At 70.0% G+C, this 25,890-nt stretch carries 27 protein-coding genes; 7 read left to right on the top strand and 20 right to left on the bottom strand.

Features of this window, described 5'->3' with window-relative positions:
- Positions 1 to 5: 5 nt before the first annotated feature.
- The 5 genes from LZ009_RS02530 to LZ009_RS02510 are packed head-to-tail and all read right to left on the bottom strand — an operon-like array spanning position 6 to position 5,380.
- Positions 6 to 1,331, bottom strand: coding sequence for an O-acetylhomoserine aminocarboxypropyltransferase/cysteine synthase family protein (locus LZ009_RS02530; protein ID WP_275696297.1), 1,326 nt, complete (start codon positions 1,329 to 1,331; stop codon positions 6 to 8).
- A 1-nt stretch (position 1,332) separates the two neighbouring features.
- Entirely contained in the window at positions 1,333 to 1,812 is a 480-nt protein-coding gene (locus LZ009_RS02525; RefSeq protein WP_275696296.1) for a CoA-binding protein, read from the bottom strand.
- Positions 1,813 to 1,841: 29 nt separating this feature from the next.
- Positions 1,842 to 2,447, bottom strand: coding sequence for a redoxin domain-containing protein (locus LZ009_RS02520; protein ID WP_275696295.1), 606 nt, complete (start codon positions 2,445 to 2,447; stop codon positions 1,842 to 1,844).
- Positions 2,448 to 2,458: 11 nt separating this feature from the next.
- Positions 2,459 to 4,603, bottom strand: coding sequence for a protein-disulfide reductase DsbD family protein (locus LZ009_RS02515; RefSeq protein ID WP_275696294.1), 2,145 nt, complete (start codon positions 4,601 to 4,603; stop codon positions 2,459 to 2,461).
- Positions 4,604 to 4,645: 42 nt separating this feature from the next.
- Entirely contained in the window at positions 4,646 to 5,380 is a 735-nt protein-coding gene (locus LZ009_RS02510; RefSeq protein ID WP_275696293.1) for an alanyl-tRNA editing protein, read from the bottom strand.
- A 66-nt stretch (positions 5,381 to 5,446) separates the two neighbouring features.
- Here LZ009_RS02510 and LZ009_RS02505 point away from each other — a divergent pair, with 66 nt between their 5' ends.
- Positions 5,447 to 6,751: a PQQ-dependent sugar dehydrogenase gene (locus tag LZ009_RS02505; protein ID WP_275696292.1), complete on the top strand. Its 1,305-nt coding sequence runs from the start codon at positions 5,447 to 5,449 to the stop codon at positions 6,749 to 6,751.
- Position 6,752: 1 nt separating this feature from the next.
- Here LZ009_RS02505 and LZ009_RS02500 read toward each other — a convergent pair whose 3' ends face one another.
- Positions 6,753 to 6,911, bottom strand: coding sequence for a hypothetical protein (locus tag LZ009_RS02500; protein ID WP_275696291.1), 159 nt, complete (start codon positions 6,909 to 6,911; stop codon positions 6,753 to 6,755).
- Positions 6,912 to 7,078: 167 nt separating this feature from the next.
- Between LZ009_RS02500 and mdeB the strand changes: the two genes are divergently transcribed.
- Positions 7,079 to 9,688, top strand: a complete 2,610-nt coding sequence (mdeB, locus tag LZ009_RS02495) for an alpha-ketoglutarate dehydrogenase (RefSeq protein WP_275696290.1) — start codon at positions 7,079 to 7,081, stop codon at positions 9,686 to 9,688.
- Here mdeB and LZ009_RS02490 read toward each other — a convergent pair whose 3' ends face one another.
- Positions 9,689 to 10,465 carry a methyltransferase family protein gene (locus tag LZ009_RS02490; protein ID WP_275696289.1) on the bottom strand — a complete coding sequence of 259 codons (777 nt, stop codon included), beginning with the start codon at positions 10,463 to 10,465 and terminating at the stop codon, positions 9,689 to 9,691.
- Positions 10,465 to 11,178: a methyltransferase domain-containing protein gene (locus LZ009_RS02485; protein ID WP_275696288.1), complete on the bottom strand. Its 714-nt coding sequence runs from the start codon at positions 11,176 to 11,178 to the stop codon at positions 10,465 to 10,467. Before LZ009_RS02485 ends, LZ009_RS02490 begins: the two co-directional genes overlap by 1 nt.
- Positions 11,179 to 11,217: 39 nt before the next feature.
- Here LZ009_RS02485 and LZ009_RS02480 point away from each other — a divergent pair, with 39 nt between their 5' ends.
- Both LZ009_RS02480 and LZ009_RS02475 read left to right on the top strand, forming a co-directional pair.
- Positions 11,218 to 12,036 carry a creatininase family protein gene (locus tag LZ009_RS02480; protein WP_275696287.1) on the top strand — a complete coding sequence of 273 codons (819 nt, stop codon included), beginning with the start codon at positions 11,218 to 11,220 and terminating at the stop codon, positions 12,034 to 12,036.
- 159 nt (positions 12,037 to 12,195) lie between these two features.
- Positions 12,196 to 12,357 carry a hypothetical protein gene (locus LZ009_RS02475; protein WP_275696286.1) on the top strand — a complete coding sequence of 54 codons (162 nt, stop codon included), beginning with the start codon at positions 12,196 to 12,198 and terminating at the stop codon, positions 12,355 to 12,357.
- 61 nt (positions 12,358 to 12,418) lie between these two features.
- Here LZ009_RS02475 and LZ009_RS02470 read toward each other — a convergent pair whose 3' ends face one another.
- The 4 genes from LZ009_RS02470 to LZ009_RS02455 all read right to left on the bottom strand — a co-directional run bounded on the left by LZ009_RS02470 (position 12,419) and on the right by LZ009_RS02455 (position 15,587).
- Positions 12,419 to 12,739 (bottom strand): KGG domain-containing protein, encoded by a 321-nt coding sequence (locus tag LZ009_RS02470; RefSeq protein ID WP_275696285.1) that lies wholly within the window; start codon positions 12,737 to 12,739, stop codon positions 12,419 to 12,421.
- Positions 12,740 to 12,877: 138 nt separating this feature from the next.
- Entirely contained in the window at positions 12,878 to 13,252 is a 375-nt protein-coding gene (locus LZ009_RS02465) for a thioredoxin family protein (protein WP_275696284.1), read from the bottom strand.
- A 20-nt stretch (positions 13,253 to 13,272) separates the two neighbouring features.
- Positions 13,273 to 14,895, bottom strand: coding sequence for a phosphoethanolamine transferase (locus LZ009_RS02460; protein ID WP_275696283.1), 1,623 nt, complete (start codon positions 14,893 to 14,895; stop codon positions 13,273 to 13,275).
- Between the two features lie 2 nt (positions 14,896 to 14,897).
- Positions 14,898 to 15,587 carry a phosphatase PAP2 family protein gene (locus tag LZ009_RS02455; RefSeq protein ID WP_275696282.1) on the bottom strand — a complete coding sequence of 230 codons (690 nt, stop codon included), beginning with the start codon at positions 15,585 to 15,587 and terminating at the stop codon, positions 14,898 to 14,900.
- 65 nt (positions 15,588 to 15,652) lie between these two features.
- On the opposite strand from LZ009_RS02455, the gene LZ009_RS02450 reads away from it, so the two are divergent.
- Both LZ009_RS02450 and LZ009_RS02445 read left to right on the top strand, forming a co-directional pair.
- Entirely contained in the window at positions 15,653 to 16,339 is a 687-nt protein-coding gene (locus LZ009_RS02450; protein ID WP_275696281.1) for a response regulator transcription factor, read from the top strand.
- The gene (locus LZ009_RS02445; RefSeq protein ID WP_275696280.1) at positions 16,336 to 17,697 is read left to right on the top strand and encodes a histidine kinase dimerization/phospho-acceptor domain-containing protein; all 1,362 of its coding nucleotides are present in this window, start codon (positions 16,336 to 16,338) and stop codon (positions 17,695 to 17,697) included. Before LZ009_RS02450 ends, LZ009_RS02445 begins: the two co-directional genes overlap by 4 nt.
- Here LZ009_RS02445 and LZ009_RS02440 read toward each other — a convergent pair.
- Genes LZ009_RS02440 through LZ009_RS02405 form a run of 8 tightly spaced genes read right to left on the bottom strand, consistent with a single transcriptional unit; the run spans position 17,688 to position 24,308 of the window.
- Complete coding sequence (locus LZ009_RS02440) at positions 17,688 to 18,359, bottom strand: histidine phosphatase family protein (RefSeq protein WP_275696279.1); 672 nt, start codon at positions 18,357 to 18,359, stop codon at positions 17,688 to 17,690. The two genes, LZ009_RS02445 and LZ009_RS02440, sit on opposite strands and share 10 nt — an antisense overlap.
- 49 nt (positions 18,360 to 18,408) lie before the next feature.
- Positions 18,409 to 19,383 (bottom strand): threonine dehydratase, encoded by a 975-nt coding sequence (locus tag LZ009_RS02435; protein WP_275697101.1) that lies wholly within the window; start codon positions 19,381 to 19,383, stop codon positions 18,409 to 18,411.
- An 11-nt stretch (positions 19,384 to 19,394) separates the two neighbouring features.
- Positions 19,395 to 20,072: a VOC family protein gene (locus LZ009_RS02430; RefSeq protein WP_275696278.1), complete on the bottom strand. Its 678-nt coding sequence runs from the start codon at positions 20,070 to 20,072 to the stop codon at positions 19,395 to 19,397.
- 1 nt (position 20,073) lies between these two features.
- Positions 20,074 to 20,955, bottom strand: coding sequence for a PhzF family phenazine biosynthesis protein (locus LZ009_RS02425; RefSeq protein ID WP_275696277.1), 882 nt, complete (start codon positions 20,953 to 20,955; stop codon positions 20,074 to 20,076).
- Between the two features lie 2 nt (positions 20,956 to 20,957).
- The gene (locus LZ009_RS02420) at positions 20,958 to 21,578 is read right to left on the bottom strand and encodes a glutathione S-transferase family protein (protein WP_275696276.1); all 621 of its coding nucleotides are present in this window, start codon (positions 21,576 to 21,578) and stop codon (positions 20,958 to 20,960) included.
- On the bottom strand, positions 21,578 to 22,777 hold the full coding sequence (locus tag LZ009_RS02415) for an aminotransferase-like domain-containing protein (RefSeq protein ID WP_275696275.1): 1,200 nt from the start codon (positions 22,775 to 22,777) through the stop codon (positions 21,578 to 21,580). The genes LZ009_RS02420 and LZ009_RS02415 overlap by 1 nt, the downstream gene beginning before the upstream one ends.
- Entirely contained in the window at positions 22,774 to 23,697 is a 924-nt protein-coding gene (locus LZ009_RS02410; RefSeq protein WP_275696274.1) for a DMT family transporter, read from the bottom strand. Before LZ009_RS02410 ends, LZ009_RS02415 begins: the two co-directional genes overlap by 4 nt.
- A complete protein-coding gene (locus LZ009_RS02405) occupies positions 23,694 to 24,308 on the bottom strand; it encodes a LysE family translocator (RefSeq protein ID WP_275696273.1) in 615 nt (204 codons plus the stop codon). Before LZ009_RS02405 ends, LZ009_RS02410 begins: the two co-directional genes overlap by 4 nt.
- A 128-nt stretch (positions 24,309 to 24,436) precedes the next feature.
- Here LZ009_RS02405 and LZ009_RS02400 point away from each other — a divergent pair, with 128 nt between their 5' ends.
- Positions 24,437 to 25,879 carry an aminotransferase-like domain-containing protein gene (locus LZ009_RS02400; protein ID WP_275696272.1) on the top strand — a complete coding sequence of 481 codons (1,443 nt, stop codon included), beginning with the start codon at positions 24,437 to 24,439 and terminating at the stop codon, positions 25,877 to 25,879.
- The last annotated feature ends 11 nt before the right edge of the window (positions 25,880 to 25,890 follow it).

The raw sequence follows: 25,890 nt of genomic DNA, 5'->3' as shown, positions 1-25,890 counted from the left end.
GCGTTTCAGGCAGCAGCCTGGCGCAAGGCCTGGTCCACGTCCCACAGGATGTCCTCGACATCCTCGATGCCCACCGAGAGCCGGATCATGTCGGGGCGCACGCCGGCGCGCGCGAGTTCCGCCTCGTCCAGTTGCCTATGCGTCGTCGAGGCCGGATGGATCACCAGCGTCTTGGCGTCGCCGATGTTCGCGAGGTGGCTGAGGAACTCGCAGGCGTCGATGAAGCGTTCGCCTGCCTTCACGGGATCGGCGGCCCGGATGCCGAAGGTGAGGATGCCGGACGATCCCGGTTTGCCGTCGATGGCGCGGAACTGCTTCTTCGCCAGCGCGTGGTGCGGCGAGTCCGCGAGGCCCGGGTAGTTGACCCAGCCCACCAGGGGATGGTCGGCCAGGAATTCGGCGACCCGTTGCGCGTTGCGGCAATGCGCCTGCATGCGCAGGTGCAGCGTCTCGATGCCTTGCAGGATCAGCCAGGCATTGAGCGGCGAAAGGGTGGCGCCGAAGGTGCGGTTGACCTCCATGCGCGCCTTCATCGTGTAGCCGAAGTCGCCGAAGGTCTCGTAGAACTTCACCCCGTGGTAGGCCTTGCTCGGCTCCAGCATCTCCGGGAAGTTCTGCGCGGCCAGGCCGCTGCCCCAGTCGAACTTGCCCGACTCGACGATCACGCCGGCCATCGTCGTGCCGTGGCCTCCGAGGTACTTGGTGGCGCTGTGCACCACGATGTCGGCGCCGAAGGCAAAGGGGTTGCACAGGTAGGGGCTGGCCACCGTGTTGTCGATCACCAGCGGCAGTCCGTGCTCGTGCGCGATCGCCGCGACGGCTGCGATGTCGAACACGTTCACCAGCGGGTTGCCCAGCGTTTCGCCGTAGACGGCGCGCGTCTCGGGACGGATCGCGCGCCGGAAATTGTCGGGGTCTGCCGGGTCGACGAAGGTCGTCGTGATGCCCAGGCGCGAGAAGCCGATGCCCAGCTGGCCCACCGTGCCGCCGTAAAGCGTGGAGGCCGCGACGATGTGGTCGCCGGCCTTCAGGATCGCCAGCAGCGCCGTCATTTGCGCCGCCATGCCGGTGGCGCAGGCCAGCGCCGCGCGCCCGCCTTCGAGCGAGGCCACGCGCTCTTCCAGAGCCGCCACCGTGGGGTTGCTGATGCGGCTGTAGACGTTGCCGAAGGTCTGCAGGTTGAACAGGCTCGCAGCGTGTTCCGCGGAGTCGAACACGAAGCTGGTGGTCTGGTGGATCGGGATGGCGCGCGCGCCGGTCACCGGGTCGGGAATCGCGCCGGCGTGGATCGCCCGCGTCCCGAAGCCGTACTGGTGGTCCTTGTCGCTCATCTCAGTAGAACAATTGCTGCGGCCGGCGGGCCGAGATGACTTTGGTGTCGACGCCGGCCCAGTTGAGGCCGCCGAACAGGCGCGCATGCTCGATCTTCACGCAGCGGTCCATCACCACGTCGAGGCCGGCGGCGCGCGCCTTGGCGGCCGAGGCTTCGTCGACCACGCCGATCTGCAGCCACAGGCACTTCGCGCCGATGGCGATGGCTTCGTCGGCGATCGGCGGGATGTCGGCGCTCTTGCGGAAGCAGTCCACCATGTCGATCTGCACGCCGTCCTGTGCCGCGGCCGTCACGCTCGGGTAGCTGCGCTGGCCGAGGATCTCGGGCGCGGAAGGATTCACCGGCACGATGCGGTAGCCGTGCTCCTGCATGTACTTGGCGGCGAAGAAGCTGGGGCGGTGCCATTGCGGCGACAGCCCCACCACCGCGATCGTGCGGCAGCTGCCGAGGATGCGGCGCAGGTCGCGGATGGAGTCCATGCCGGCCAGTGTACGGCCGGCGGCGCCGCCTACGACTTGTACTTGATGGAGCAGCCGTAGGGCCGCGTGCTGGCCTGCGTGATCGGCTTGCCGGCCGCCGCTTCGGCCAGGGCCGCCTTCACGTAGTTCGTCGCCTTCGGGATGTCGTCCGCGCTGCTCGATGCGATCGAGTCGATGCCGCCTGCATACACCAGCCGCCCTTGCGGATCGACGATGTACATGTGCGGCGTGGTGCGCGCGCCGTAGGCCTTGCCGGCGACGCCGTCTTCGTCCATCAGCGTCGCGGTGGCCTGCAGCTTGCGCTCCTTCTGCCAGGCGACCAGCTTGGCCGGCTCGAGGTAGTCGCTGCTGGCGCGCTCGGTCGAATTGACCGAGAGCCAGACCACGCCCTTGCCGGCGGCGTCGTGCTGGGTCGATGCCATGTTGCCGCTGTTGTAGTGCTTGCGCACGAAGGGACAGCCGGGGTTGGTCCACTCCAGCACCACGAACTTGCCGCGGTAGTCGCTCAGTTTCACGACCTGGCCGGCCGCGTCCTTCAGCACGATCTCGGGCGCGGGCTGGCCGACCGCGGGCGCTGCCTGCGCGCCGGCAGCGAGGACCAGGGAGGCACAGGCAAGCAGGGCGCGACGCAGCATGGCAAAGCTCCTTACAGGGACGGGGGCGCCAGGGCGGCGCGGACTTCCTGCACGCCCAGCACTTCGGACAGCACCACGGGCGCGCGGCCCTGGCGATAGACGACGTACACCGGCACGCCGTTGCGACCCAGCTGCGCCAATGCCGCCGTGATGGCGGGGTCGCGGCGGGTCCAGTCGGCGCGCAGCAGCGCGAACTTGTTGGCGTCGAAATCGGCCAGCACTTCGCGGTTGGCGAGCGTGGTCCTCTTGTTGTACTGGCAGGTGACGCACCAGGCCGCGGTGAAATCGACGAACACCGGCTGGCCGGCCGCGAGCAGCTGGTCGACGCGCCCCGGCTCCCACGGCTGCCAGCCGCTGGCGAGCGACTGCGACGGTGCGGCCTCGTGCGGACGGGTGATGGCGCCGCCGGTGCTCCAGGCCACCAGGCCGAGGCCGATGACGGCCAGCGAAGCCAGCGCCACGCGCGTGCGGCCACGCAGCGTGAAGGCCCACACCACCATGCTCATGGCCACCAGCAGCGCCAGCAGCGCGCCGGCGCCGTCGATGCCGCTTTGCTGGCCCAGCACCCAGACCAGCCAGGCCACCGTGGCGAACATCGGGAAGGCCATCAGGCGGCGGAAGGTTTCCATCCAGGCACCGGGCCGCGGCAACATCCGCGCGACCGCCGGCACCAGGCTGGCGGCGAGGTAGGGCAGCGCCATGCCGAGGCCGAGCGCGGCAAAGATCGCCAGCGCTTCGATCGCCGGCAGGCTGATCGCCAGGCCCAGCGACGCGCCCATGAACGGCGCCGTGCAGGGCGATGCGATGGCCGTGGCCAGCACGCCGGTCAGGAAGGAATTCAGCACCGGGTGCTTCGCTTCCAGCGAGGCCACGCTGCTGGGAAGGAAGGACCCGAACTCGAACACGCCCGCGAGGTTGAGCGCGATCAGCGTGAACAGGGCGGCCAGCACCGCGACCACCGCGGGCGACTGCAGCTGGAAGCCCCAGCCGAGTTGCTCGCCGGCCGCGCGCAGGGCCAGCATCACGCCGCCCAGGGCGAGGAAGGAAACGACGACACCTGCGGTGTACGCGAAGCCGGCGACGCGATGGCCGCGCTTGTCGTCGGCATGCTGCGTGAAGCCGACCACCTTGATGGCCAGCACCGGGAACACGCAAGGCATCAGGTTGAGGATCAGGCCGCCGAGCACGGCGCCCAGCAGCGCCGCGATCAAGCCGATGGAGGGCGTGGACGCCGGCGGCTGCGCATTGGCCTTCAGCGCGGCTTCCAGCGCCGGCGACACGCCCGCGGTGGGCGCGCCTGCCGGCCAGCCACCCGCGACCGTCAGCTCGGCGCGGTAGCCCTTGCCGTCGGCGACGACCACGGCAGGCAGCACGGTGGGGCTGGCGCTGCGCTGCGGGAACAGCGGCACCTGGGCACGCCAGACCGCGCCCTGCCATTCCTGCGTCCACTTGGCGCCGGGTTCGATCACTTCCGCGACTTCGGGGAAGAACTCCAGCGTCTTGCCGCGCGCCTGCACGGGCAGGCCTTGCACCGTGAGGGCGAGCATGGTGCCGTCGACGCGCGCCGAGCTCGGGGGCGTGATCTCGCCGCCCGCGGCAACGTTCTGCGGCCGCGCGGCCAGTGCGGCATCGAAGGCCGCGCCGTTGCCGGCCGTGGTGCTCTTTGCCGGCAGCTTCAGCGTGAAGTCGCCCTCTTCGGGAATGCATTCCTTCTGGCAGACCAGCCAGTTGGCGTGCAGCTTGATCTCGAGGTCGCCGCCCAGCGCCGAGGGCTTGAACTGCGGCGTGATCGTGAGCGGCACCGGCAGCAGCACGGTGTCCTCGTAGCCGTAGTTGGCGAGGTTGCCGATCGGGATCTTCTTCGGCACCGGCCAGTCGATCTCGCCCGCGGTGACGCCGGCCGGCAGCGTCCAGGCCAGCTGCGTCGGCAGTCCGGAGTCGCCCGGGTTCTTCCAGTAGGTGTGCCAGTGCGGCTGGTGCTTCAGCTGCAGGCCGACCCAGACCGGCTTGCCCGGCTCGACGCCCTGCGGCGCGTGGGCCATGAGTTCGGCCCGCACCCTGTCCGTGGTGACGACGGCCTTGCCTTGCGCAAGCACCGCCGCCGGCAGCAGCAGGGAGACGAGGGCGGTGGCGGCCAGGAAGCGTGAAAATTTCATTGTTGCGATGGAGCGGGGCGGAAGCCGGGAAGTTCCGGCCGGTCAGGCGAAGCCAAGCACCACTCGTCGCGTGGTGGCGCTTTTCTTCTCGATCTTGGTCACGACCACGGCGCCGATCTCGCCGGTGTTGGCCACGTGGGTGCCGCCGCAGGGCTGGAAGTCGACTTCGCCGCCGATGCGGATGGTGCGGATGCGGCCGGTGCCGCGCGGCGGCTGCACCGACATGCTCTTGACGAGCGCGGGATTCGCGTCGAGCTCCTCGTCGGTGATGGCGCCCACTTCCACCGCATGACCGGCGGCCACCAGCCGGGCGATCCCGGCGCTGAGCGCGTCCTTGTCCAGCGGATCGGTCATGTTGAAGTCGAGCCGGGCCGACTCGGCGGTGATGGAGCAGCCGTTCACCAGCTGCGGCACCAGGTGGCAGAGCAGGTGGGTCGTCGTATGGAAGCGCATCAGCTTGTGCCGGCGCTCCCAATCGATGCGGGCAGTGACAGCCGCACCGGCTTGCAGCCGCGCAAGCAACTCGTCCTGGCCCGCCTGCGGCACGTGCACGATCGCGCTGGTCGGCCGGCCTTCGGCATCCTTGCCCTTGCGGGTGTCGGCGATGGCCAGCGCGCTGCCGTCGGCGAGCAGCAGCACGCCGCTGTCGCCGGCCTGGCCGCCACCCAGCGGATAGAACACGGTGCGATCGAGGACGATGCCTTGCGGGTCGACGGCGACCACGGTGGCCGGCGTCTCCCTGAGGTAGGCGTCCTGGCGGAACAGCTCTTGGGTCATCCCGCGATTGTCCCGTTTTTCCTTCGACCCTCCCACGGCCGGGGAGTCGTGCGGCAAACTGGCGCCATGCCTTCGCGAATCCTCGTTCCTTGCGCCCTGGCGCTGCTGCTGGCGGCTTGCGGCGACACCGCAAAACTGCCGGAGCAGACCGGTCCCACGCCGCAGCTGCCGCAGCCGGTGCGCTCGCTGATCCCGACCGTCCACATCGCCCCGGCCGAGAGCTGGCCCGCGGGCGGACAGCCGGTCGCGCCCGCCGGCTTTCGCGTCACCGCCCTGGCGCGTGGCCTGGACCACCCGCGCTGGCTGCTGGTGCTGCCCAATGGCGATGTGCTGGTGGCCGAGAGCAACCATCCCGCTCCACCTCCAGGGCAGGAGGAGAAGGGCATCAAGGCCTGGGTGATGAAGAAGGTGATGGCGCGCGCCGGGGCTGGCACGCCCAGCGCCGACCGCATCACCTTGCTGCGCGACGCCGACGGCGACGGCCAGGCGGAAACCCGCAGCGTGCTGCTGGAAAAACTGCATTCGCCTTTCGGCATGGCGCTGGTGGGCGACAGCCTGTACGTCGCCAATGCCGATGCCGTCGTGCGCTTCCCGTATGCGGCGGGCCAGACGAAGATCGCCGCAGCCGGCGTGCAGGTGACCGACCTTCCCGGCGGCCGGAACCACCACTGGACCAAGGGCCTGGTCACCAGCCCGGACGGGACGAAGCTCTATGCCTCCGTCGGCTCCAACAGCAATGTGGCCGAGGCCGGAATGGCGATCGAAGAAGGCCGGGCCGCGATCTGGGAAATCGACCTGCCCGCCGGCACCAAGCGGATCCATGCGAGCGGCCTGCGCAACCCGGTGGGCCAGGCCTTCGAGCCGGGCACGCAGGCGCTGTGGACGGTTGTCAACGAGCGCGACGAACTCGGAAGCGACCTGGTCCCCGACTACCTCACTTCCGTGCGGCAGGGCGCCTTCTACGGCTGGCCCTGGAGCTACTGGGGCCAGCACGTCGACGAGCGGCCGCAGCCGGCCCGGCCGGAGATGGTGGCGAAGGCCGTCGCGCCCGACTACGCGCTGGGCAACCACGTGGCGCCCCTGGGGCTGGCGTTTTCGGACGGCAAGCTGCCGGCGCCGTATACCAGCGGCGCCTTCGTCGGCGAGCACGGGTCCTGGAACCGCAAGCCGCGCAGCGGCTACAAGGTGGTGTTCATTCCCTTCGCCGGCGGCCGCCCCGCGGGCGCGCCCGTGGATTTCCTGACGGGATTCCTGAGCCCCGAAGGCAAGGCCTGGGGCCGGCCCGTGGGTGTGGCGCTGGATGGCAAGGGCGGGCTGCTGGTGGCCGACGACGTCGGCAACACAGTCTGGCGGGTCGCGCCGGCGCGCTGACTCAGTTGAAGTAGTTCTGGATGATCAGCGCGGTCAGCGAAGGGCCGCGCGTGGCCTGGTCCATGGCACAGAGCACGGCAAGCGCGACAGTCGCCCAGACGACCTGGACCCACTCGTGGGGTGCCAGCTGGCGGTTGATGAGGGTGCGTAGCGTGTCCATGCAGCCAATGTCGCTTTTTCCCTTCGCCTTGTGACTCGGACGATGGCGCCACGAAGGCCTCCGAACGGAGTGCGCGGCAGTCGGAGCGGCGAGCACGGCTTGTCAGCCGCTACGGACGAGCTGTAGTCCGTTCGGCGGCCGCCGCCCACAAGCCCTAAAGTAGCGGCATGGCCGACGACAGCATTACCCGTTACCTTGCCGACCAGGGCGGCGACCACGATCCCGGCGAGACCGCCGAATGGCGCGAAGCCTTCCTGGCCCTGGTCGCCACCGAAGGGCCGGCGCGCGCGCGCTTCATCCTCGACCAGCTGGCAGTGCTGGCGCGCAGCCCCAACGTCGCCTGGTCCCCCGAGCTGGTCACGCCCTACGTCAACACGATCGCGGTGGAGCGGCAGCCGGCCTTCCCGGGCGACCTGGCCATCGAGGAGAAGCTTGCTTCGCTGATGCGCTGGAACGCGCTGGCCATGGTGGCGCGCGCCAATGCCGCCTACGGCGAGCTGGGCGGGCACATCGCCAGCTATGCGAGCGCGGCCGACCTGTTCGAGGCCGGCTTCAACCATTTCTTCGGCGCGCGCGACCTGGTGTTCTTCCAGCCGCACAGCGCGCCCGGCGTCTACGCCCGCGCCTATCTCGAGGGCCGGCTCACCGAAAACGACCTCGCGCACTACCGGCAGGAGCTGACCGCGCCGGCCGCCGGCGCGCGCGGGCTCTCGAGCTATCCGCATCCGTGGCTGATGCCGGACTTCTGGCAGTTCCCCACCGGCTCGATGGGCATCGGCCCGATCAGCTCGATCTACCACGCGCGCTTCATGCGCTACCTCTCGCATCGCAACCAGCTCGATTGCGCCGGGCGCACCGTGTGGGGCGTGTTCGGCGACGGCGAGATGGACGAGCCGGAGAGCATGAGCGCGCTCACGCTCGCCTCGCGCGAGAAGCTCGACAACCTGGTGTGGGTCGTCAACTGCAACCTGCAGCGCCTGGATGGCCCGGTGCGCGGCAACGGCCGCATCGTCGACGAACTGGAGAAGCTGTTCCGCGGCGCCGGCTGGAACGTGATCAAGCTGCTGTGGGGCAGCGACTGGGACGGCCTGTTCGCCCGCGACACGACGCATGCACTGGTGCGTGCCTTCGCGCACACGGTGGACGGCCAGATGCAGACCTTCGCGGCCAAGGACGGCCGCTTCAACCGCGACAACTTCTTCGGCCAGGACGCCGAGCTCGCGCGCCTCGCGCAAGGCATGACCGACGAACAGATCGACCGCCTGAAGCGCGGCGGCCACGACCTGGTGAAGATCCACGCCGCCTACGCCGCGGCCGCGGCCCATCGCGGCCAGCCCACCGTCATCCTGGCCCACACCAAGAAGGGCTACGGCATGGGGGCGGCCGGCCAGGGGCGCATGACGACCCACAGCCAGAAGAAGCTGGACGAGGCGGCGCTGCTGGAATTCCGCAACCGCTTCAACCTGCCGCTGTCGGACGACCAGGCGAAGAACCTGGATTTCTTCAAGCCGGCCGAAGACAGCCCCGAGATGCGTTACCTGCACGCGCACCGCGAGGCGCTGGGCGGCTACCTGCCGCAACGCAAGACCGAGTGCGCGGTGGTGCCGGTCCCCGATGTCTCCTCCTATGCGCAGTTCGCGCTGGCCGCGGGCGGCAAGGAGATGTCGACCACCATGGCCTTCGTGCGCCTGCTCGGCACCTTGCTGAAGGACCCCGAGCTGGGCCCGCGCATCGTCCCCATCGTGGCCGACGAGGCGCGCACCTTCGGCATGGCCAACCTGTTCAAGCAGGTGGGCATCTATTCCAGCGCCGGCCAGAGCTACGAGCCCGAGGACATCGGCTCCGTGCTGTCGTACCGCGAGGCGCTCGACGGCCAGATCCTGGAAGAGGGCATCAGCGAAGCCGGCGCCATCGCGAGCTGGACGGCCGCGGCCACCAGCTACAGCGTGCACGGCCACCCGATGCTGCCCTTCTACATCTACTACTCGATGTTCGGCTTCCAGCGCGTGGGCGACGCGATCTGGGCCGCCGCCGACCAGCGCGCCCGCGGCTTCCTGCTGGGCGCGACCTCGGGCCGCACGACGCTGGGCGGCGAGGGCCTGCAGCACCAGGACGGCAGCAGCCACCTCGTGGCCGCGACCATCCCCAATTGCAAGGCCTACGACCCGGCCTTCGCCGGCGAGATGGCGCTCATCGTCGACCGCGGCATGCGCGAGATGCTGGTGGAGCAGCGCGACGTCTTCTACTACGTCACGCTGATGAACGAGAACTACGCGCAGCCTGACCTGCCGGAGGCCGCGCGCGAGGGCGTGATCCGCGGCTGCTACCGGCTGGCGCGCTATGGCGACGAAACCGCCAGCCGCCGCGTGACCCTGCTCGGTTCGGGCGCGATCCTCACCGAGGTGATCAAGGCGGCGGAGCAGCTGGCTGCCGACGGCGTGCCGACCGAGGTGTTCAGCGTGACGAGCTGGAGCGAACTGGCGCGCGACGGGCTGGCTTGCGAACAGCGCGCCCTGAACGGCGATGCGGAGCCCGGCACGGCCTACGTCACCAGCCAGTTGGCCGGACGCGGGCCGATCATCGCGGCGAGCGACTACGTGCGGGCGGTGCCGGAAAGCATCCGCGCCTTCCTGCCCGCCGGCCGCCGCTACCTCACGCTCGGCACCGACGGTTTCGGCCGCAGCGACACGCGCGCGGCGCTGCGGGAATTCTTCGGGGTGGATGCGGCGAGAATCGTGCGCGCCGCGGGGCATGCCCTGCGCGATCCGCGCGGGTGATCAGTCCTTGACGACGCCAGACTTCTTCAGCCAGCGCGCCAGCAGGTAAATCGCCATCCAAGTGCCAAGCGCGCCAGCAATGGCGGGGTGGGGGGGCAAAGCGGAGGTGCCGCCAATACGGTACTGACGCCACAGCAGGAGCACGCCTAGCGAAAGCAATAGCAGGAGGCCCGTGTTGTATTCCTTGACCAGCACGCGCCCCCAGTTGAAGTGCAGTCCTTGCAGCGACGCAGCCCAGCCATTCATTCGGGGCCACCAGCGCCCGACGCGCGCACAGTAGGCAGTGTAATCCAGTCCGAACTTGTTGCGCAGATAGGCCTCTTCTGCGGAAACTATCAACATGTATGCCAGCAGCACGCAGGGAATCAGCCCATAGAAGATCGGCGAGTTCGCAACAAGAGCCAGACCGACGCAGATCAGGATGTTGCCGACATACAGCGGATTGCGGCAGTGGTCGAAAACGCCGCCCACGACTAGTTTGCTCGCATAGACCTGGCGGTTGCGGCCGCCGCGCTCGATGTACTCGAAGCCGATGGTAAAGATCCTCACCCCGGCGCCCGCCAAGGCGACAAGCACTCCCATGGCGGCTAGCAGCGCGCCAAGGTCGGGGCGACCCAAGGGGTTCATCGGCTGCGCAGTCGCAAGAGCGAGCAAGAAGGCGATCGGCCCGATGCCATTCCGAAAACGAAACAGGAAATTGCCCAGGCGTACCTTCAAAGGTTGCGGCAGGGGCGATTCGACGGCTGCGCCGCCCGAGGATTGCGTGTCTGCCTGCATTACTTGACTGCCAGGAAACCTTCGAAGCAGACGTATTTCTGGATGCTCATGACGTCGGTGAAGCCGGCGCGCTTGAGCAGGTCGAGGTCGCCTTGCGTGGAGAAGGGTTCCATCACGCCCTTGATGCTGCGCGACTTGTTGACGATCTCGGCTTCGCTGAAGCCGTTCTCGAGCTTGAATTCCATGTACACCTGGTTGGCGTAGTCCTGGAAGCGGCCATCCGGCGCGCGCACCTTCTCGAACATGAAGAAGGCGCCGCCCCAGTTGAGCGCCGCGTAGATGCGGTTGATCATGTCCTGGCGCACCCGCGGCGGCAGGAACTGGATCGTGTAGTTGGCGATGATGACGTCGGCCGGCTCGAACTCGACGTCGAGCGCGTTGCCGTGGATGAAGGACAGGCGCGCATCCTTCTTCTCCAGCCGCCTCGCCATGCCCACCATGTCGGCGACCGTGTCGACGCCGATCAGTCGCAGCTCCTGCTTCTGCGGGTGGCGCGCCGCCAGGCGGGCGAGCATCTGGCCGGTGGAGCAGCCGATGTCGTAGACGACGCTGTCGGCCTTGAGGAAGAAATCGCTGTAGTGGCAGACCAGCTTGTGGCCCAGGTCGTACAGCGGGATCGACTTCTGGATGTGCGAATCGAAGTCTTCGCTGATGTTCTCGAACGACCAGCCGGCGTTGTGTTGATTGATGTTTCTATCTACTGCGTTCGACATGAATTCCTCCGCTGTCCCGTTGCGCTTAAGATCGGCCGAATGCCGCCAACTTCGCGCTTCTGGGCCGACTTGCGCACCACGGACTTCGCCGGGCTGGATCCGGCCGCAACCGTGGCCATCCTGCCCGTGGGGGCCACCGAACAGCATGGGCCGCATTTGCCCCTGTCGGTCGACCGCGATCTCGCGGACGCCATCGTAGCGCACGCGCTACCTCTTCTGGCCACGGAATTGCCGGTACTGGTATTGCCGACGCAGCAGGTCGGGTATAGCCCCGAGCACGAGCAATTCCCGGGCACGCTGACCTTGCCGGCTCCGACGGTCCTCGCCAACTGGGTGGGCATCGGTGAAGGGGTGGCCCGCGCCGGCGTGCGCAAGCTGCTGATCTTCAACAGCCACGGCGGGCAGGCGAGCCTGCTGGACATCGCCGCCCGCGAATTGCGCACCCGCTGCAACCTCATCGCCTACGGCTGCAGCTGGTGGAACCTGCCCTTGGGCGACGAGGTGAACGGGCTGTTCCCGCCGGACGAGCACCGCTTCGGCGTGCACGCCGGCGAGATCGAAACCTCCCTGATGCTGGCGCTGCGGCCGGAGCTGGTGCGCATGGAGCAGGCGCAGGACTTTCCTTCGACGTCGCGCGACCGGGCGGCCCGCTATCCCGTGCTGGGCAACGGCCGCAGCGCCAAGCTCGGCTGGGCCATGCAGGACTACAACGCGCAGGGGGCGGCAGGGAACGCCGCGGCCGCTTCGGCGCAGAAGGGCCGCGCGGTGCTCGAGGCCGCCGCGCGCGAGCTGGCGCGCTTGCTGGCGGAGATCTCCGCGCTGCCGCTGTCGACGCTGGTCGCGCGTCCCGCCGCCTGAAAATAAATTCATCGGGGGTACGGCCGAGTTGGTGGCCGGCCACCGGCGCGTGAATATTCACGAACTCCGCGCAGTCGTTCACACCGCTGACACATGAGCCTGCCTAAACTTTGGGCAAGGGTGAACCTCATGCGTTTTTCAACCGCTTTCCAATTGCCAGTGGCTTCGCGACTCGCGGCGGAGGGGCCCGCGCCCGTGCGGGAAGGGAAGCCGGGCGCCGAGGCGCAACCCGCAGCGCCGCAGAAGACGTCCGTCGAACTGCCCGATGACCTCGACCAGCGCGTGCGCCTGGTCGGCGAGTGGCAGCTGGGCGAAGACTGATCGCCGGCCGCAGGAAAAAAAGCCGCCCGAGGGCGGCTTTTTTCATGGGTGCGCCTTGCGCTCAGTGGTCGCCGCGCGAGCCGCTGTTGCTGCCGGAGTTGCTGTTGCTGCTGCCGTGGCTGCTCATGCCGCTGTTGCTGCCGCTGGCGTGGCTGCTGCTGGCGCTGGACTGGTTCAGCGCATTGCGGCGGTTGGCGCTGCGCGCCTGGCCGCCCTTGCGGCCGGCCTCGCGGGCTTCCTCGGAAGTGAACTCGTGGGCGGTGCCCTTTTCGTGCGCGGCGCGGCCGCCCTCGCTGGCAATCTCGCGCTGGCGTTGCGGGTCCATCGAGGCGAATCCGCGATTCGATTTGCCGCTCGAGTTGCCCTGATTGTTGGAAGCCATGTGTTGATCTCCTTGCAAAAACGAAAGTGTTGGAACTGCATGGCTGGTCTGCGCCGGCCATGGTCCGATTGAGCTTGCAATCACTTCCGTTGATCGTCAGGCGTGAAAGCGGGAGGGTGTAGGAGCGGCCCTACCTCTTCAGACGCGGCTTCGGCGTAGGACGCGCTCCTGGAGCCGACGCAAAAGGGGCGTTGCCTCCACCCCGAGGCCCGGCGCCGCGCCGGGCTGGGCCTGCAAGGTGGCCAGCAGGCGCGCCAGGCCGGCGGCCGAGGGCGGGATGGGGCCGAGGAACAGGGCCTGGTCGCCGCGCGCGACCAGCAGCGTGGGGAAGGTCTCGATGTCGACCTCGCCCATCGCGTCGGCCTCGTCCTCGACGTCGACCCAGGCAAAGGCGAGATGCGGGTGCGCGCGGGCCTGTTCCTCGAAGGCCGCCCGCCAGTCGCGGCAGACGCCGCACCATTGCGCACACAGGCAGGCGACCCAGAAGGTCGCGTCGCTTCTTTCCTCGGACATCGGCCGCAGTCTAGCGGCGCTCAGGGCGCAGCGCAGTGCGCGTACGCGTCGAGCCCGCGCTGGTAGGCGCTGGTGCTCACGCGCATCAATCCCAGCACGGAATGAAAGAGGTTGTCGTGCGAGACCGGCTTGTCGACGTCGGCGCGCAGGCAGGCGCCGGTGATGCCGGTGGCCTGCTCGAAGCCGGGCGACATCCAGGTCACCCACGGAACGTGCTTCTGCACGTCCGGGGCGATGGCATACGGCAGGCCGTGCAGGTACAGGTTGTTCTCGCCCAGCGACTCGCCATGGTCCGACACGTACAGCAGCGCGGTGTCGAAGTCCGCGCGGCCGCGCAGCCAGGTGATGGCCGAGCCGAGCACGTGGTCGGTATAGGCGATTGTGTTGTCGTAGGCGTTGCGCACCGCCTGCACGTCGCAATCGGGCAGGTGGCTGCTGGTGCACTCCGGCAGGAAGCGCTTGAAGGCCGGGGGCGAGCGCAGGGAGTACGCCGGGCCGTGGCTGCCCATCTGGTGCATCACGAGCACGACGCCGCGCGCGCGGCGTTCCGCGGGCAGCGCCGCGATGCGCTCGTCCAGCCCCTTGAGCAGGATGGCGTCGAGGCATTCGCCGCTGGCGCACAGCTGCGGATCCTTGCTGGCCGAGACGTCGACGGTGGGCACGCGGTCGCACACGCCCTTGCAGCCGCCCGGCTGGTTGTCCAGCCAGAGCACGGCCAGGCCCGCGTGCTGCAGGACGTCCATCAGGTTTTCGGAATCGCGCTCGCGCGCCGCGAAACCCTCGCGGCCGAAGTGCGAGAACATGCAAGGCACCGATGCCGCGGTGCTGGTGCCGCAGGACCAGGCGTTGCGGAAGCTGGTGACGCCGGCGCGCGCGAGTTCCGGCGTGGTGTCGCGCGCATAGCCGTTGATGCCGAAATTGCCGCTGCGGCCGGTTTCACCCAGCACCAGCACCAGCAGCGGCGGCTTGCCGTTCCCGGCCGCCACTTTCGCATCGGTGCCGAGCGCCACCACTCCCGGGGGACGCCGCTTGCCGCCGACCGCGGTCTGGCCGAAGGCGTAGAGCGAGTTGAGCGGATTGAGCAGGTAGCGCACCTGCTTGTGGTTGCGCATCGTCGAGGCGAGCGGCTGGAAGCTGGCGAGCACCAGCCCCACGGCGATCAGCAGGCCGGCGGCGGCGGCGCCGGTGTTGCGCAGGGCGCGCGATTTCCAGTTGCCGTAGACCAGGGGCGCGCGCCACACCAGCCACATGGGCAGCAGCCAGCCGACCAGCACCACCAGCCCCAGTTGCGGCGTGAGCAGCGCCCGGGTTTCATGCCAGTCGGTCTGCAGGGTATTGGTGGCCATCGTCGCGTCGATCACGACCCGGAAGGTCCACATGAAATACGCGCCGAACGCGGTCGCGGCCAGCAGGAAGGCAATGGCCGGCTTGAGCAGCGGACGCCAGGCCAGCAGGCTGAGGAGGGCGAACAGGGCTGCCGCGAGCGTGCCGCCCAGGCACAGCGCCAGCAGCCAGCCGGACTGCGCGGACAGCAGGCCCAGCGCCCCCAGTTCGCGCCACAGCGGCGCGTTGCCTACGGTGGCCATCCACAGGCTGGCGCACAGGACCGGCAGCACCGGCCGCCAGCTCCGTGGCGATTGCATGTTCATCTCGCTCCAATCTCCGTTCGCGTGGGCCAGGCAGCGTCGATCGCCAGTGCGGTGCACCAGCAGACGACGCCGCTCCACAGGGTATGGCTCATGAAGTGGGCGCCGCGCCACTGCTGGGCCAGCCCGAGCAGCAAGCCGCCGGCGCCGGCCAGGATCAGCCATGCCCAGGCCAGGCGGCGGTCGGTGCGCCGGAAGGCGAAATAGCCGCCGAACAGGCTGAAGCCCGTGGCTGCGTGCCCGGCCGGGAAGCAGTGGCCCGAACCGCCGTCGCCCAGCCCGCTCCAGTGTGACACATAGCGCGCGGCACCACCGAATTCACGCAGGTCCCAGGGGCAGCTGGTGGCGTTGCCCGCCTTCAGCAAGGTCACGGCCAGCGCCGCGACCAGCGTCGTCAGGGCGAGTTGCAGCCGCTGGGCCGGTGCCAGCCGCGTCAGCGGTCCGATCGGCCACCAGACGCCCAGGACCAGGCCCAGCGCCAGCAGCCAGGAGAAGCGGCGGGCCCCCTCATGGAACACGTCGACCAGCAGCCAGTGCTGGCGCCAGGGAAAGCCGGCGTGCGTGCCGGCCAGGCGGGCCAGGGGCAGGTCGAGCCCGCTGGCATCCCAGGCGAGCGCCAGCGTGAAAAAAGCCAGCGTGATCCAAAGTGGCGCAAGGTCGCGCCGCGGCAGCGTCAAGGAGTCCCTCATCTTGGGGCGGATGCTCGGCCGGACAACTTAAGCCACCCTTAAGCAGCTCCGCCACAATGGCCGGCATGCGGGTGCTGGTGGTGGAAGACGATGCGGGCATTGCGGCGGGGCTGGCGGGCCACCTCGCGGCCAGCGGCTGCGCGGTGGACACGACGCCCACGGTGGCCGGCGGCTGGGCGGCGCTGGCCGCCGAACCTTTCGACATCGTGCTGCTGGACCTGGGCCTGGCCGACGGCGACGGCACCACGCTGCTGCGCAGGCTGCGCCAGGCGGCGCCCGGTCGCCTGCCGGACCCCGCGACGCCGGTGCTGATCATGACGGCGCGCGACCAGGTCGCCGCGCGCATCGAAGGCCTGGACCTCGGTGCCGACGACTACCTGCTCAAGCCCTTCGACCCCGACGAACTGGCGGCGCGCATGCGCGCGCTGCGGCGCCGCGCCGCCGGCCGCGCCCAGCCGAAGCTGCGCTATGGCGAGCTGGAAATCGACCCGGCCGCGCGCACCGTGCTGCGCGCCGGCGTGGCCGTGGACCTGTCGGCGCGCGAGTTCTCGGTCCTGCTGGCGCTGATGGAGGCGCGGCCGCACGTGCTGTCGCGCGCCCAGATCGAGGCCAAGCTGTACAACTGGGACGCCGCGCTGGAGAGCAATGCGATCGAAGTGCACGTGCACCGGCTGCGCCGCAAGCTGGGCGAGAACGTCGTGCGCACCGTGCGGGGCGTGGGCTATTACGTTCCCGCGGAGACCGGCGCATGAAGACCGTCGCGCGGGCGGCGCTGCCGACGCTGACGCGCCACCTGCTGGCGTGGGCGCTCGGAGCCCTGGTGCTGGTGTGGGGTGTGTTCATCGTGATGGGCTACACCACCGGCGAACTGGAGGCCGATGAACTGACCGATGGGCACCTGGCCTCGGTGAGCTCGCTGTTGCTGCCGCTCGCGGCGGAGGGCCTGGGCCAGCGGCGCGTGCCCGCCGCCAGCTTGTCGGAGCTGAAGGCGCACGACTACCAGCAGTCCATGAGCGTGGTGGTGTGGGACGCCCGCGGGCAGCTGATGTCGCACACCGGCGACGCGCCGCTGCCCCGGTTCGACAGCGCGGAGGGCTTCTCGACCCTTCATCTCGGACAGCCACCGCGGCCCTGGCGGGCCTTCACGCGCTGGGACGAGGGCCGCACGCGCAAGCTGATGGTGCTGCTGTCGCAGGGCGAGCGCGACGACCTCGCGCAGGACATCGCGCAGCAGGTGATCGAGCCGGGGCTGTGGCTGCTGCCCGTGGTGGCGCTGGTGCTGGGCCTGGCCATCCATCGCGGGCTGCGGCCCTTGCGCACGCTGGCGGAGGAAGTCCACGCGCTCGACGTGCAGCAGCCCAAGCCGCTGCGTGCGCCCGCGAACTACGAGGAGCTGGCCGCGACCGAGGAGGCGATCAACCGGCTGGTCGAGCGCTACCACGCGGCGCTCACGCGCGAGCGCGACCTGGCCGACGAGTTCGCACACGAATTGCGCACGCCGCTGGCGTCGCTGGCGCTGCAGACGCGCGCCGCGGCGGACGCCGCTCCTGGCGCCGCGCAGCAGTCCGCGCTGGCCAGCGTCCGTGCCGATGCCTTGCGGGCCGGCGCGGTGCTGTCGCACCTGCTGGCGCTGGCCCGGGCCAGCCGCGCGGAACTGGACGAAGCCGCCCAGCCGCTGGACCTGGACGAGGTGGCGCGGCGGCTGGTCGGCGAGTACGCGCCCGCCGCGCATGCGGCCGGCAGCGACCTCGGGCTTTCCAGCCCCGGCCACTTCCCGTTGGCGGGCCATGCGCTGCTGCTGGAACTGGCCCTGCGCAACCTGATCGAGAACGCGCTGGCCCACACGCCGCCGGGCACGCAGGTGGAGGTGGAACTGGACCCGGCCGCGCGCTGGCTGCAGGTGAGCGACGACGGACCCGCGCGCGAAGGCGCCGCGACGGCGTCAACGCAGTCCGGGCTGCAGCCGCTCAAGCTGGGGCTCGGACACCGCGTGGTGGAGAAGGTCGCTTCGCTGCACGGTGCCGGCTTCGAACCCGCGATCGCGCTGCCCGGCGGACGGCGCGGCTGGCGGCTGGTGTTCCCGCCGGAGCCGGCGCCGGTTCAGGCGTAGGTGACCCAGTCCTTGAAGGCCGGCGCGTCCAGGTGCGGGATGCCGTTGTAGCTCACGAGCATGTGGCGCTTGGGCGTGAAGGCGAACTCGGTTACCGAGGTGTTGCGGATGCGCAGGTTCAGCTCGATGGTCGCCTCGGGCTTCATGTCGAGCACGTGGCCGACCGCGGTGGAGATCGGCCCGCCGCTGGTGACGACCAGCACGTTCTGCCCATAGTGGTTGGCGCGCACGTGGTCCAGCGCACCGGCCACGCCGGCGACGAAGTCCGGGTAGCTGGGCATGCCGGAGGGCTGCGCAGCCCCCGTCATCCATTGCGCCAGGCCGTCGCGCAACAGGCGGAAGTGGTGGCGCACCATTTCCGGCGAGTCCGGCTTCTGCAGCTTGTGCGGGTGCACGGTGGCGATCACCGCCTCGCTGTCGTATTCGTTCAGGCCTTCCCACGCCAGGTGCTCGCCCGCGCGGTCCATGCCGCGCAGGATGCCTTCCAGCGTCTGCTTGTGGCGCCGCAGCGTTCCGGCGATCAGGCCGTCGAAGTGGATGTCGCGCTCGGCGAAGTACTCGCCCAGGCGCACGCTTTGCCGGTGCCCGAGTTCGCTGAGGTTGTCGTAATCGTCGGCGCCGAAGGAAGCCTGGCCGTGGCGGACGAGGTAGAGCGTGCCCATGGCGCCATTGTGCGCAGGCGCCGCGCGCGTGGCGGTCCCTTGCGTGACTTCAGGCAGCGGCGCCGGCGAGCACGCGGGCGAACACGTCGCTGTCGACGTTGCCGCCGGTCAATGCGAAGCCCATCGGCTGCCTGGGCGCGCGGTCGCGCTGCTGGATCGCGGCGGCGAGGCCCGCCGCGCCTGCACCTTCGGCGACGTTGTGGGTGGCCGCGAACAGCAGCCGCATCGCCTCCGCGACTTCCGCGTCGCTGACGGCGACGATGTCCTCGGCCTCGCGCAGCACGACCTCGAGCGCGTCCTGGTCGGCGATCCGGCACGCCATGCCGTCGGCCAGCCGTGTCGTCACCGGCGCTTCGACCACGCGGCCCGCGCGGAAGGAGTCGAGGTAGGTCGTCGCATGCGATGACACCACGCCGACCAGCTTGCTGCCGGCACCCGTGTAGGCCCGCGCGGCGGCGGCGGCGCAGAAGCCGGAGCCCTGGCCCACGGGCACGTACACCACCGCGGGCGCCTCGCCGCGCGCGAAGCTCTCGAAGAACTCGACCCAGTACGTCATGACGCCGCGCACCAGCTCGCGATGGAAGGAAGGAACCATGTGCAGGGACTGCCGCTGCGCCAGCGCGATGGCGTGCTCGCGCGCTTCCTGGAAGTCGTCGCCGTGCTCCAGCAATTCGACGCCGAGCGCGCGCATCGCCGCGTTTTTCTCCACCGAGTTGCCGCGCGGCACCACCACGGTGGCCGCGAGCCCGTGGCGGCGGGCGGCGAAGCCGACGGACTGCCCGTGGTTGCCGCGCGTCGCCGACACCACGCCGCGCACGCCGGGCTGTTCGCGCGCCAGCGTCTCGAAGTAGGTGAGGCCCCCGCGCAGCTTGAAGGCGCCGACCGGTGTGTGGTTCTCGTGCTTCACCCAGACCGGCCGGCCGAGGCGCGCCTGCAGCAGCGGCCAGGCGAATTGCGGCGTCGCCGGGACCACCGCGGCGACCGTGGCGCGCGCCGCCTCGACTTCGTCGCGGCTGAAAGTCATGGATGCAGGCATCACAGTCCTCCGGATTCGAGTTGCACGCGGCCGCGGGGCGTGTCCAGCGTGGCGCAGAGGTTGGCGGGGCCCTGGCGCACCTGCAGCCGCTCGAGGCCGATCGCTTCGTGGGCCGAGCGCAGTTGCGCGGCCTGCGGATGCTGCGCGAGCAGCGCATGCAGCGTCACGCCCGATTCGCCCATGCCGGCGGCCGGATGGGTGGCGCCCCATTCGATCAGCGTCGGCAGGGTGCCGTCCAGCAAGCGCTGGCCGTCGGGACGGATGGTGATCTGCCATTCGAGCAGCCCGCGCGCGGTCATGCGGGAGGCCTGCACCACATTGCCGCGGTCCAGGCCCACGCCTTGCAGCGCCGCCACCGCTGCGCGCACATCGGGCACGCTGGCGACGTAGTGGAGCAGGCGTGGGCCGCCTTGCCGCAGCGTGTCGCGCACGGCTTCGGCGTCCAGGTCGAACCAGCGCTTGCCCTGTTGCGGCGACTGGCCGGGCTGCACCGCAATGATCTCGAGGTAGGCACGCGGGTAGTCGACGGTGGCAATGCGCAGCAGGCGGTTGTGCGTGCCCATCAGCGGGTGCTCGCCACCGGGCCCGGGCGTGACGCCCAGCGTCGCCTCGGCCCAGGCGACGCCTTGCTCGAGGCTGGCGGCGCCGATGACGAGGTGGTCGACCCGGGCTGCCATGTCAGAGCCTCACGCTGCCATCGACGCAGGTCACGGAAGCGCCGCCTATCCAGATCTCTCCCGCCGCGTCGCGCTGCACATGGACGCGTCCTGCGCGGCCCAGCGCCGTGCCTTGGCTGGCCACGTACTGCGGCGGCGCGATGCCCGCGCCTATCAGCCACTGGGCCAGCGCCGCGTTCAGGCTGCCGGTGACCGGGTCTTCCGCCATGCCGTTGTTGCCGGGGAAGAAGGCGCGGACTTCGAAGGCGATGCCGTCGTCGTGGTCGTCACGTGCGCCGACGACGCCCACCTTGCCGCGCGGGCCCACCACGCCGACGTCGAGGCCGGCCAAGGTCGCGGCATCGGGCCGCAGCGCCAGCACCTGCTCGGCGGATTTCAGCAGCACGCCGCGCCAGTTGGGGCCGTTGTCGCACCAGGCGTGGTCGACGATGTCGGCGCGCGCGATGCCGAGGCCGCGGGCGATCAGGGCGACGTCGGCTTCCGCCAGCGGCCCGCTCTTGCGCAGCGGCGGTGCGGCGAAGGCGAGGCGCTCCTGCCCCGGCCCGGACTCCCGCTTGAGTTTCACCAGGCCGATGCCGCATTCCTGCACCACGTACTCGCCCCGCGGCTTGCCGCCGGCTTCCAGCCAGGCGTGGCAGCTTCCCAGCGTGGGGTGGCCGGCAAAGGGCAACTCGCGGCCCGGGCAGAAGATGCGCACGCGGTAATCGGCCCCGGCCTGCGTCGGCGGCAGCAGGAAGGTCGCCTCCGACAGGTTGGTCCAGTTGGTGAAGTGCTGCATCTGCTCCGTCGTCAGGCCGTCGCCATCGAGGACCACGGCCAGCGGATTGCCGCGATAGGGCACCGCGGTGAAGACGTCGACTTGCTTGAAGGGGCGTTGTTGCATGGTCAGCTCAGGGGAACGTCGAGGGCGCCGCGCGCGGCGGGCCGGGCCAGCAGGCCTTCGTACCAGCGGCGCAGGTGCGGCCGCGCCGGAAACTCCAGCGGCAGGCCCCACCAGCGGTGCATCTCGCAGGCGACCGGGATGTCGGCCATCGTGAGCGTGTCGCCGGCCAGGAAAGCCTGGCGCGCGAGTTGCGCATCGAGCATCGCCAGCAGGGGCTCGGTGGCGGCGACCGAAGCGTCGATGGCCGCCTGGCTGCGCTGTTCGGCGGGCGTCCGCACCAGCTGGATGAAGGCCTCGCGGCCCGCCGGATTGAGCGTGGTCTGCTGCCAGTCCATCCAGCGCTCGGCGTCGAAGCGCGCGCGCAGGTCCTGCGGATACAGGCCGCGGTCCGCGTGCCGGGCGCACAGGTAGCGCACGATCACGTTCGACTCCCACAGCGTGAAGTCGCCGTCCTCCAGCAAGGGGACCAGCGCGTTCGGGTTCTGCGCGAGATAGCCCGGCGTGCGTACCACGCCGAAGGCAGCGCCCGCATCGACGCGTTCGAACGGCAGCTCGAGCAACTGCGCGGTGAAGACCACCTTGCGCACGTTGATGGAGGACAGGCGGCCCCAGAGCTTGAGCATCAGCGGGCTTCCAGCGCTTCGCGGATCGTCGCGGCGAGGGCGGCGATGCCGGTGTCGATCTGCGCGGTGGTGGCGGTGACGAAGGACAGGCGCAGCGTGCGCGCATCGGCTTCGCCGGCATAGAAGGGAGCGCCCGGCACGAAGGCCACGCCCTTGTCGACCGCCTTCGGCAGCAGCGCGGTCGCGTTCAGTCCTTCGGGCAGGCGGGCCCACAGGAACATGCCGCCGGCCGGCTTGTTCCAGGTCATGCCGAGGCCGGTCATCTCGCGCTCCAGGGCCCGCAGCATCGCGTCGCGCTGGGACTTGTAGAGGGCGCGGATGGTGGGCACGTGGCGGTCGAGGAAGCCGCCCTGCATCACTTCGCTCACCAGGCGCTGGTTGAAGCCGGGGCTGTGCAGGTCGGCGGCCTGCTTGGCCTGCAGCAGCTTGGGGGCGATCGCCGCGGGCGCGACGACGTAGCCCAGGCGCAGGCCGGGCGCCAGCACCTTGGAGAAGGAGCCGAGGTAGATCGCGCCTTCGGGATTGCGCGCGGTCAGGGGCGCGGGCGGCGGGGCGTCGAACCAGAGGTCGCCGTAAGGGTTGTCTTCCACCAGCGGCAAGCCGACTTGCGCGGCGGCGGCGGACAGGGCCGCGCGCCGGTCTTCGTTCATGGTGCGGCCGGTCGGGTTCTGGAAGTTGGGCAGCACGTAGAAGAAGCGCGCGCCCGGCGCCTTGGCGGCCAGGTCGGCGATGGCGACCCCATCGTCGTCGCCTTGCACGCTCTCGACTTCGGGCTCCATCGGCGTGAAGGCCTGCAGCGCGCCCAGGTAGGTCGGCGCCTCCACCAGGATGCGGCTGCCCGCGTCGATCAGCACCTTGGCCACCAGGTCCAGCGCCTGCTGCGAGCCGGTGGTAATCAGCACCTGCGAGGGCTCGACCTTCCACGGCAGCATGGCGGCCACCTGCTCGCGCAGCGGCCCGTAGCCTTCGCTGGCGGCGTACTGCAACGCGCCGCGGCCGTCGTTGCCCAGCACCTTGGCGCAGGCTTCGGTGAATTCCGCCACCGGGAAGGTCTGCGGCGAGGGAAGGCCACCGGCGAAGCTGATGATGCCCGGGCGCTCGGTGACCTTGAGGATCTCGCGGATGACGGAGGGATTCATGCGCTCGGCGCGGCGCGCCAGGGTCCAGGCGGGGGTGGCCTGCAGGTCGTTCAGTTTCATGCTTGCTCCAGGGGAACCAGGGGACGGACCGGCGCGGCGTGCACCGGCATCTTCTTGCCGACAAAGACGGTGGCGATGACCGCGAGCGCGAAGCCCACGCTCAACGCGTCGAGGCGTTCGCCGAGCAGGGGCACGGCGAACAGCATGCTGAGGAAGGGCTGCACCAGTTGTACCTGGCTCACGCGCACCGTGCCGCCGAGGGCGAGGCCGCGGTACCAGGCAAAGAAGCCCAGCCACATGGAGAACAGCGCGACGTAGCCGAAGCCCCACCACGCCGCGGTGGGCAAGGGCGCCTGCGGCTGCGTCCACAGCGCGAGCGGCAGCGTCAGGGGCAGCGCCACCACCAGTGCCCAGCAGATCACGTGTTCGGCGCGCATGCGTTGCGACAACCGTGCGCCGTAGCCATAGCCGACCGCCGCGCAGGCCATGGCGGCCAGCAGCAGGAGGTCGGCGAACTGCAGCTCCATGCCGCTGCCGGACTTGAGGACGCCGAAGGCCACGACCAGCGCGCTGCCGATGCCGCCGCACAGCCAGAAACCGAAGGAGGGACGCTGCCGGTGCAGCATGGCGCCGACCAGCGCCGTGGCCAGCGGCAGCACGCCGACGATCACGCTGGAGTGCACCGCTTCGACGTAGCGCATGGCCACCGAAGTGAAAAGCGGGAAGCCGAAGACGACGCCGGCGGACGTGAGCAGCAGCGGCCCCCACTCGGTTCGGCGGGGCCACGGCGCGCGGGTCAGGATCAGGAAGGCGATGGAGAGCAATGCGGCCACCGCGGCGCGTCCCATTGCCACGAACACGCCCGACATCAAGGGCACCTGTGGCGTGCCGACAGCCAGCCGCGTCATCGGCAGCGTCAGCGCGAAGATGACGACGCCGGCGAGGCCGAGCCAGAGACCCTTGCGTTCCGCCGGGCTCATACGAACAGCATCCAGCCGGCGGTGGTCACCAGCACGAGCGCCAGGGCGCGGTTGAACCAGAGCAGGCGGCGGCCTTGCGCCAGCCATTGGCGCAGCAGCGAGCCGGCCAGCGCGTAGCTGAAATTGCTGCTGAAGGCGAACACGGCCATGATCGCGCAGATGATCGCGAGGCGCTCCAGCGGATTGGCGGCGGGCTGTCCCGAGGCGTTCACGACCCAGCCCGCCGTCAGCGTCAGGGCCAGCATCCAGGCCTTGATGTTGACGAACTGCAGCGACACGCCTTGCCAGAAGCCGACGGCCAGCTTGCTCTCGTCCACCTGCGCGAGCTGGCCCGCACGGGCAAGCTTCCAGGCCAGCCACAGCAGGTAGGCGACGCCCAGCAGCTTCACCGCCCAGCGCAGCGCCGGCAGGCCCAGCACCAGCGCACCCAGGCCCAGGCCGCTGCCGGCCATGAGCAGCGTCCAGCCGGCCGGCACGGCCAGGCAGAAGCGCAGCGTGCGGCGCAGTCCCAGGTTGGCAGCCATCGCCGTGGACAGCGTGGTGTTCGGCCCCGGCGAGAAGCTCATGGCGGTGCAGAACGCCAGCAGCGCGGTGAGTTCCGTGGCGTTCATGGGGCGAAGGCTTGCAAGGGCATCGAAGCCACTGTAATCTTTGGCACCAGTACACGACCAGTACAGTTAGCCAGATCACACCGCGTTTCTGTACTGCCCGCCATGCCAATACACGCGAGCTTGCCGCCATGCTGATGAAGGCCTCGTCCCAGTCGCTCACGGAGCAGCTGGCAACCCGTTTTGCCGAGCGCATCCGCAACCGCCTGCTGGCGCCGGGCGCCCGGTTGCCCTCGGTGCGCCAATGCGCCGAGCAGCACGGCGTGAGTCCGTCGACGGTGGTGTCCGCTTACGACCAGCTGCTGGCGCAAGGCCTGGTGGAGGCACGCAAGAACCGCGGCTTCTTCGTGCGCGAAGCAGGCGCGGACGCGCAGGAGCCCGTCAGCGGCGCAAGCGGCGACGACGCTTCCAAGTGGAGCGCGGCGCACTGGCTGGTGGCGCGCCGCAATCCGGGACCAGTCAACGCCACCGCCCTGATCCGCGGCATGTTCCACAAGATCAGCGACAAGCCCCAGCCCGGCATGGGCGTGTTTCCCGCCGACTGGCTGGAGTCGACCTTCATGCCGGCCGCCGTGCGCAAGGCGACCAGCACCCGGGCGCTGCACGAGTTCTCGCTGCAATACGGCGAGCCGCTGGGCGACGGCAGCCTGCGCCGCGCGCTGGCCAACAAGCTGGCGGGCCTCAACGTGCCGGCCTCGCCGGAGCAGATCATCACCTCGGTGGGCGCGACCCACGCGCTGGACATCGTCAGCCGCACGCTGCTGCGTCCGGGCGACCCGGTGATGGTGGAGGAGCCGGGCTGGGCGGTGGAATTCGCGCGCCTGAATGCACTGGGCATGCGGCTGCTGCCGGTGCCGCGCCGCGCCGACGGCCCCGACCTGGACGTGATGGCGCAGTACTGCCGGCTGCACCAGCCCAAGCTCTATGTGAGCGTGAGCGTCTTCCACAACCCGACCAGCTACTGCCTGTCGCCCGGCAGTGCGCACCGCATCCTGCAGCTGGCGAACCAGCATGACTTCCACATCGTCGAGGACGACACCTACAGCCACATCGCGCCGGCGCACGCCACGCGCCTGTGCGCACTGGACGGCCTGCAGCGCACGATCTACGTCGGCGGCTTTGCCAAGATCCTCGCGCCCAACTGGCGCATCGGCTTCATGGCGGCGCCCACGCAGCTCGTCGAACGCCTGCTGGACACGAAGCTGCTGGCGACCCTGACCACCCCGGCGCTGCTGGAGCGGGCGCTGGCCCATTGCATCGAGCAGGGGCAGCTGCGCCGCCACAGCGAGCGCATCAAGACCCGCCTGGACGCCGCGCGCAGCCGCAGCGTGAAGCTGGCGCTGGGTGCGGGCTGCACTTTCGCCGCGGAGCCGGCGGGCCTGTTCGGCTGGGTGGAGACCGGGGTGGACACCGACCAGCTGGCGCAGCGCATGCTCGATGAAGGCTACCTGCTGGCGCCGGGCGCGCTGTTCCACGCCGAGCGCAAGCCGAGCACGCTGATGCGCATCAACTTCGCGACCACGCAGGATGCCGCGTTCTGGAAGAAGTACGCCGAGATCGTTCGGCGGATGTGAGGGCGCCGGGC

The organism is Ramlibacter paludis (assembly GCF_022012305.1).
GTDB lineage: Bacteria > Pseudomonadota > Gammaproteobacteria > Burkholderiales > Burkholderiaceae_C > Ramlibacter > Ramlibacter paludis.
This window is presented reverse-complemented; position numbering and strand designations above follow the sequence as displayed.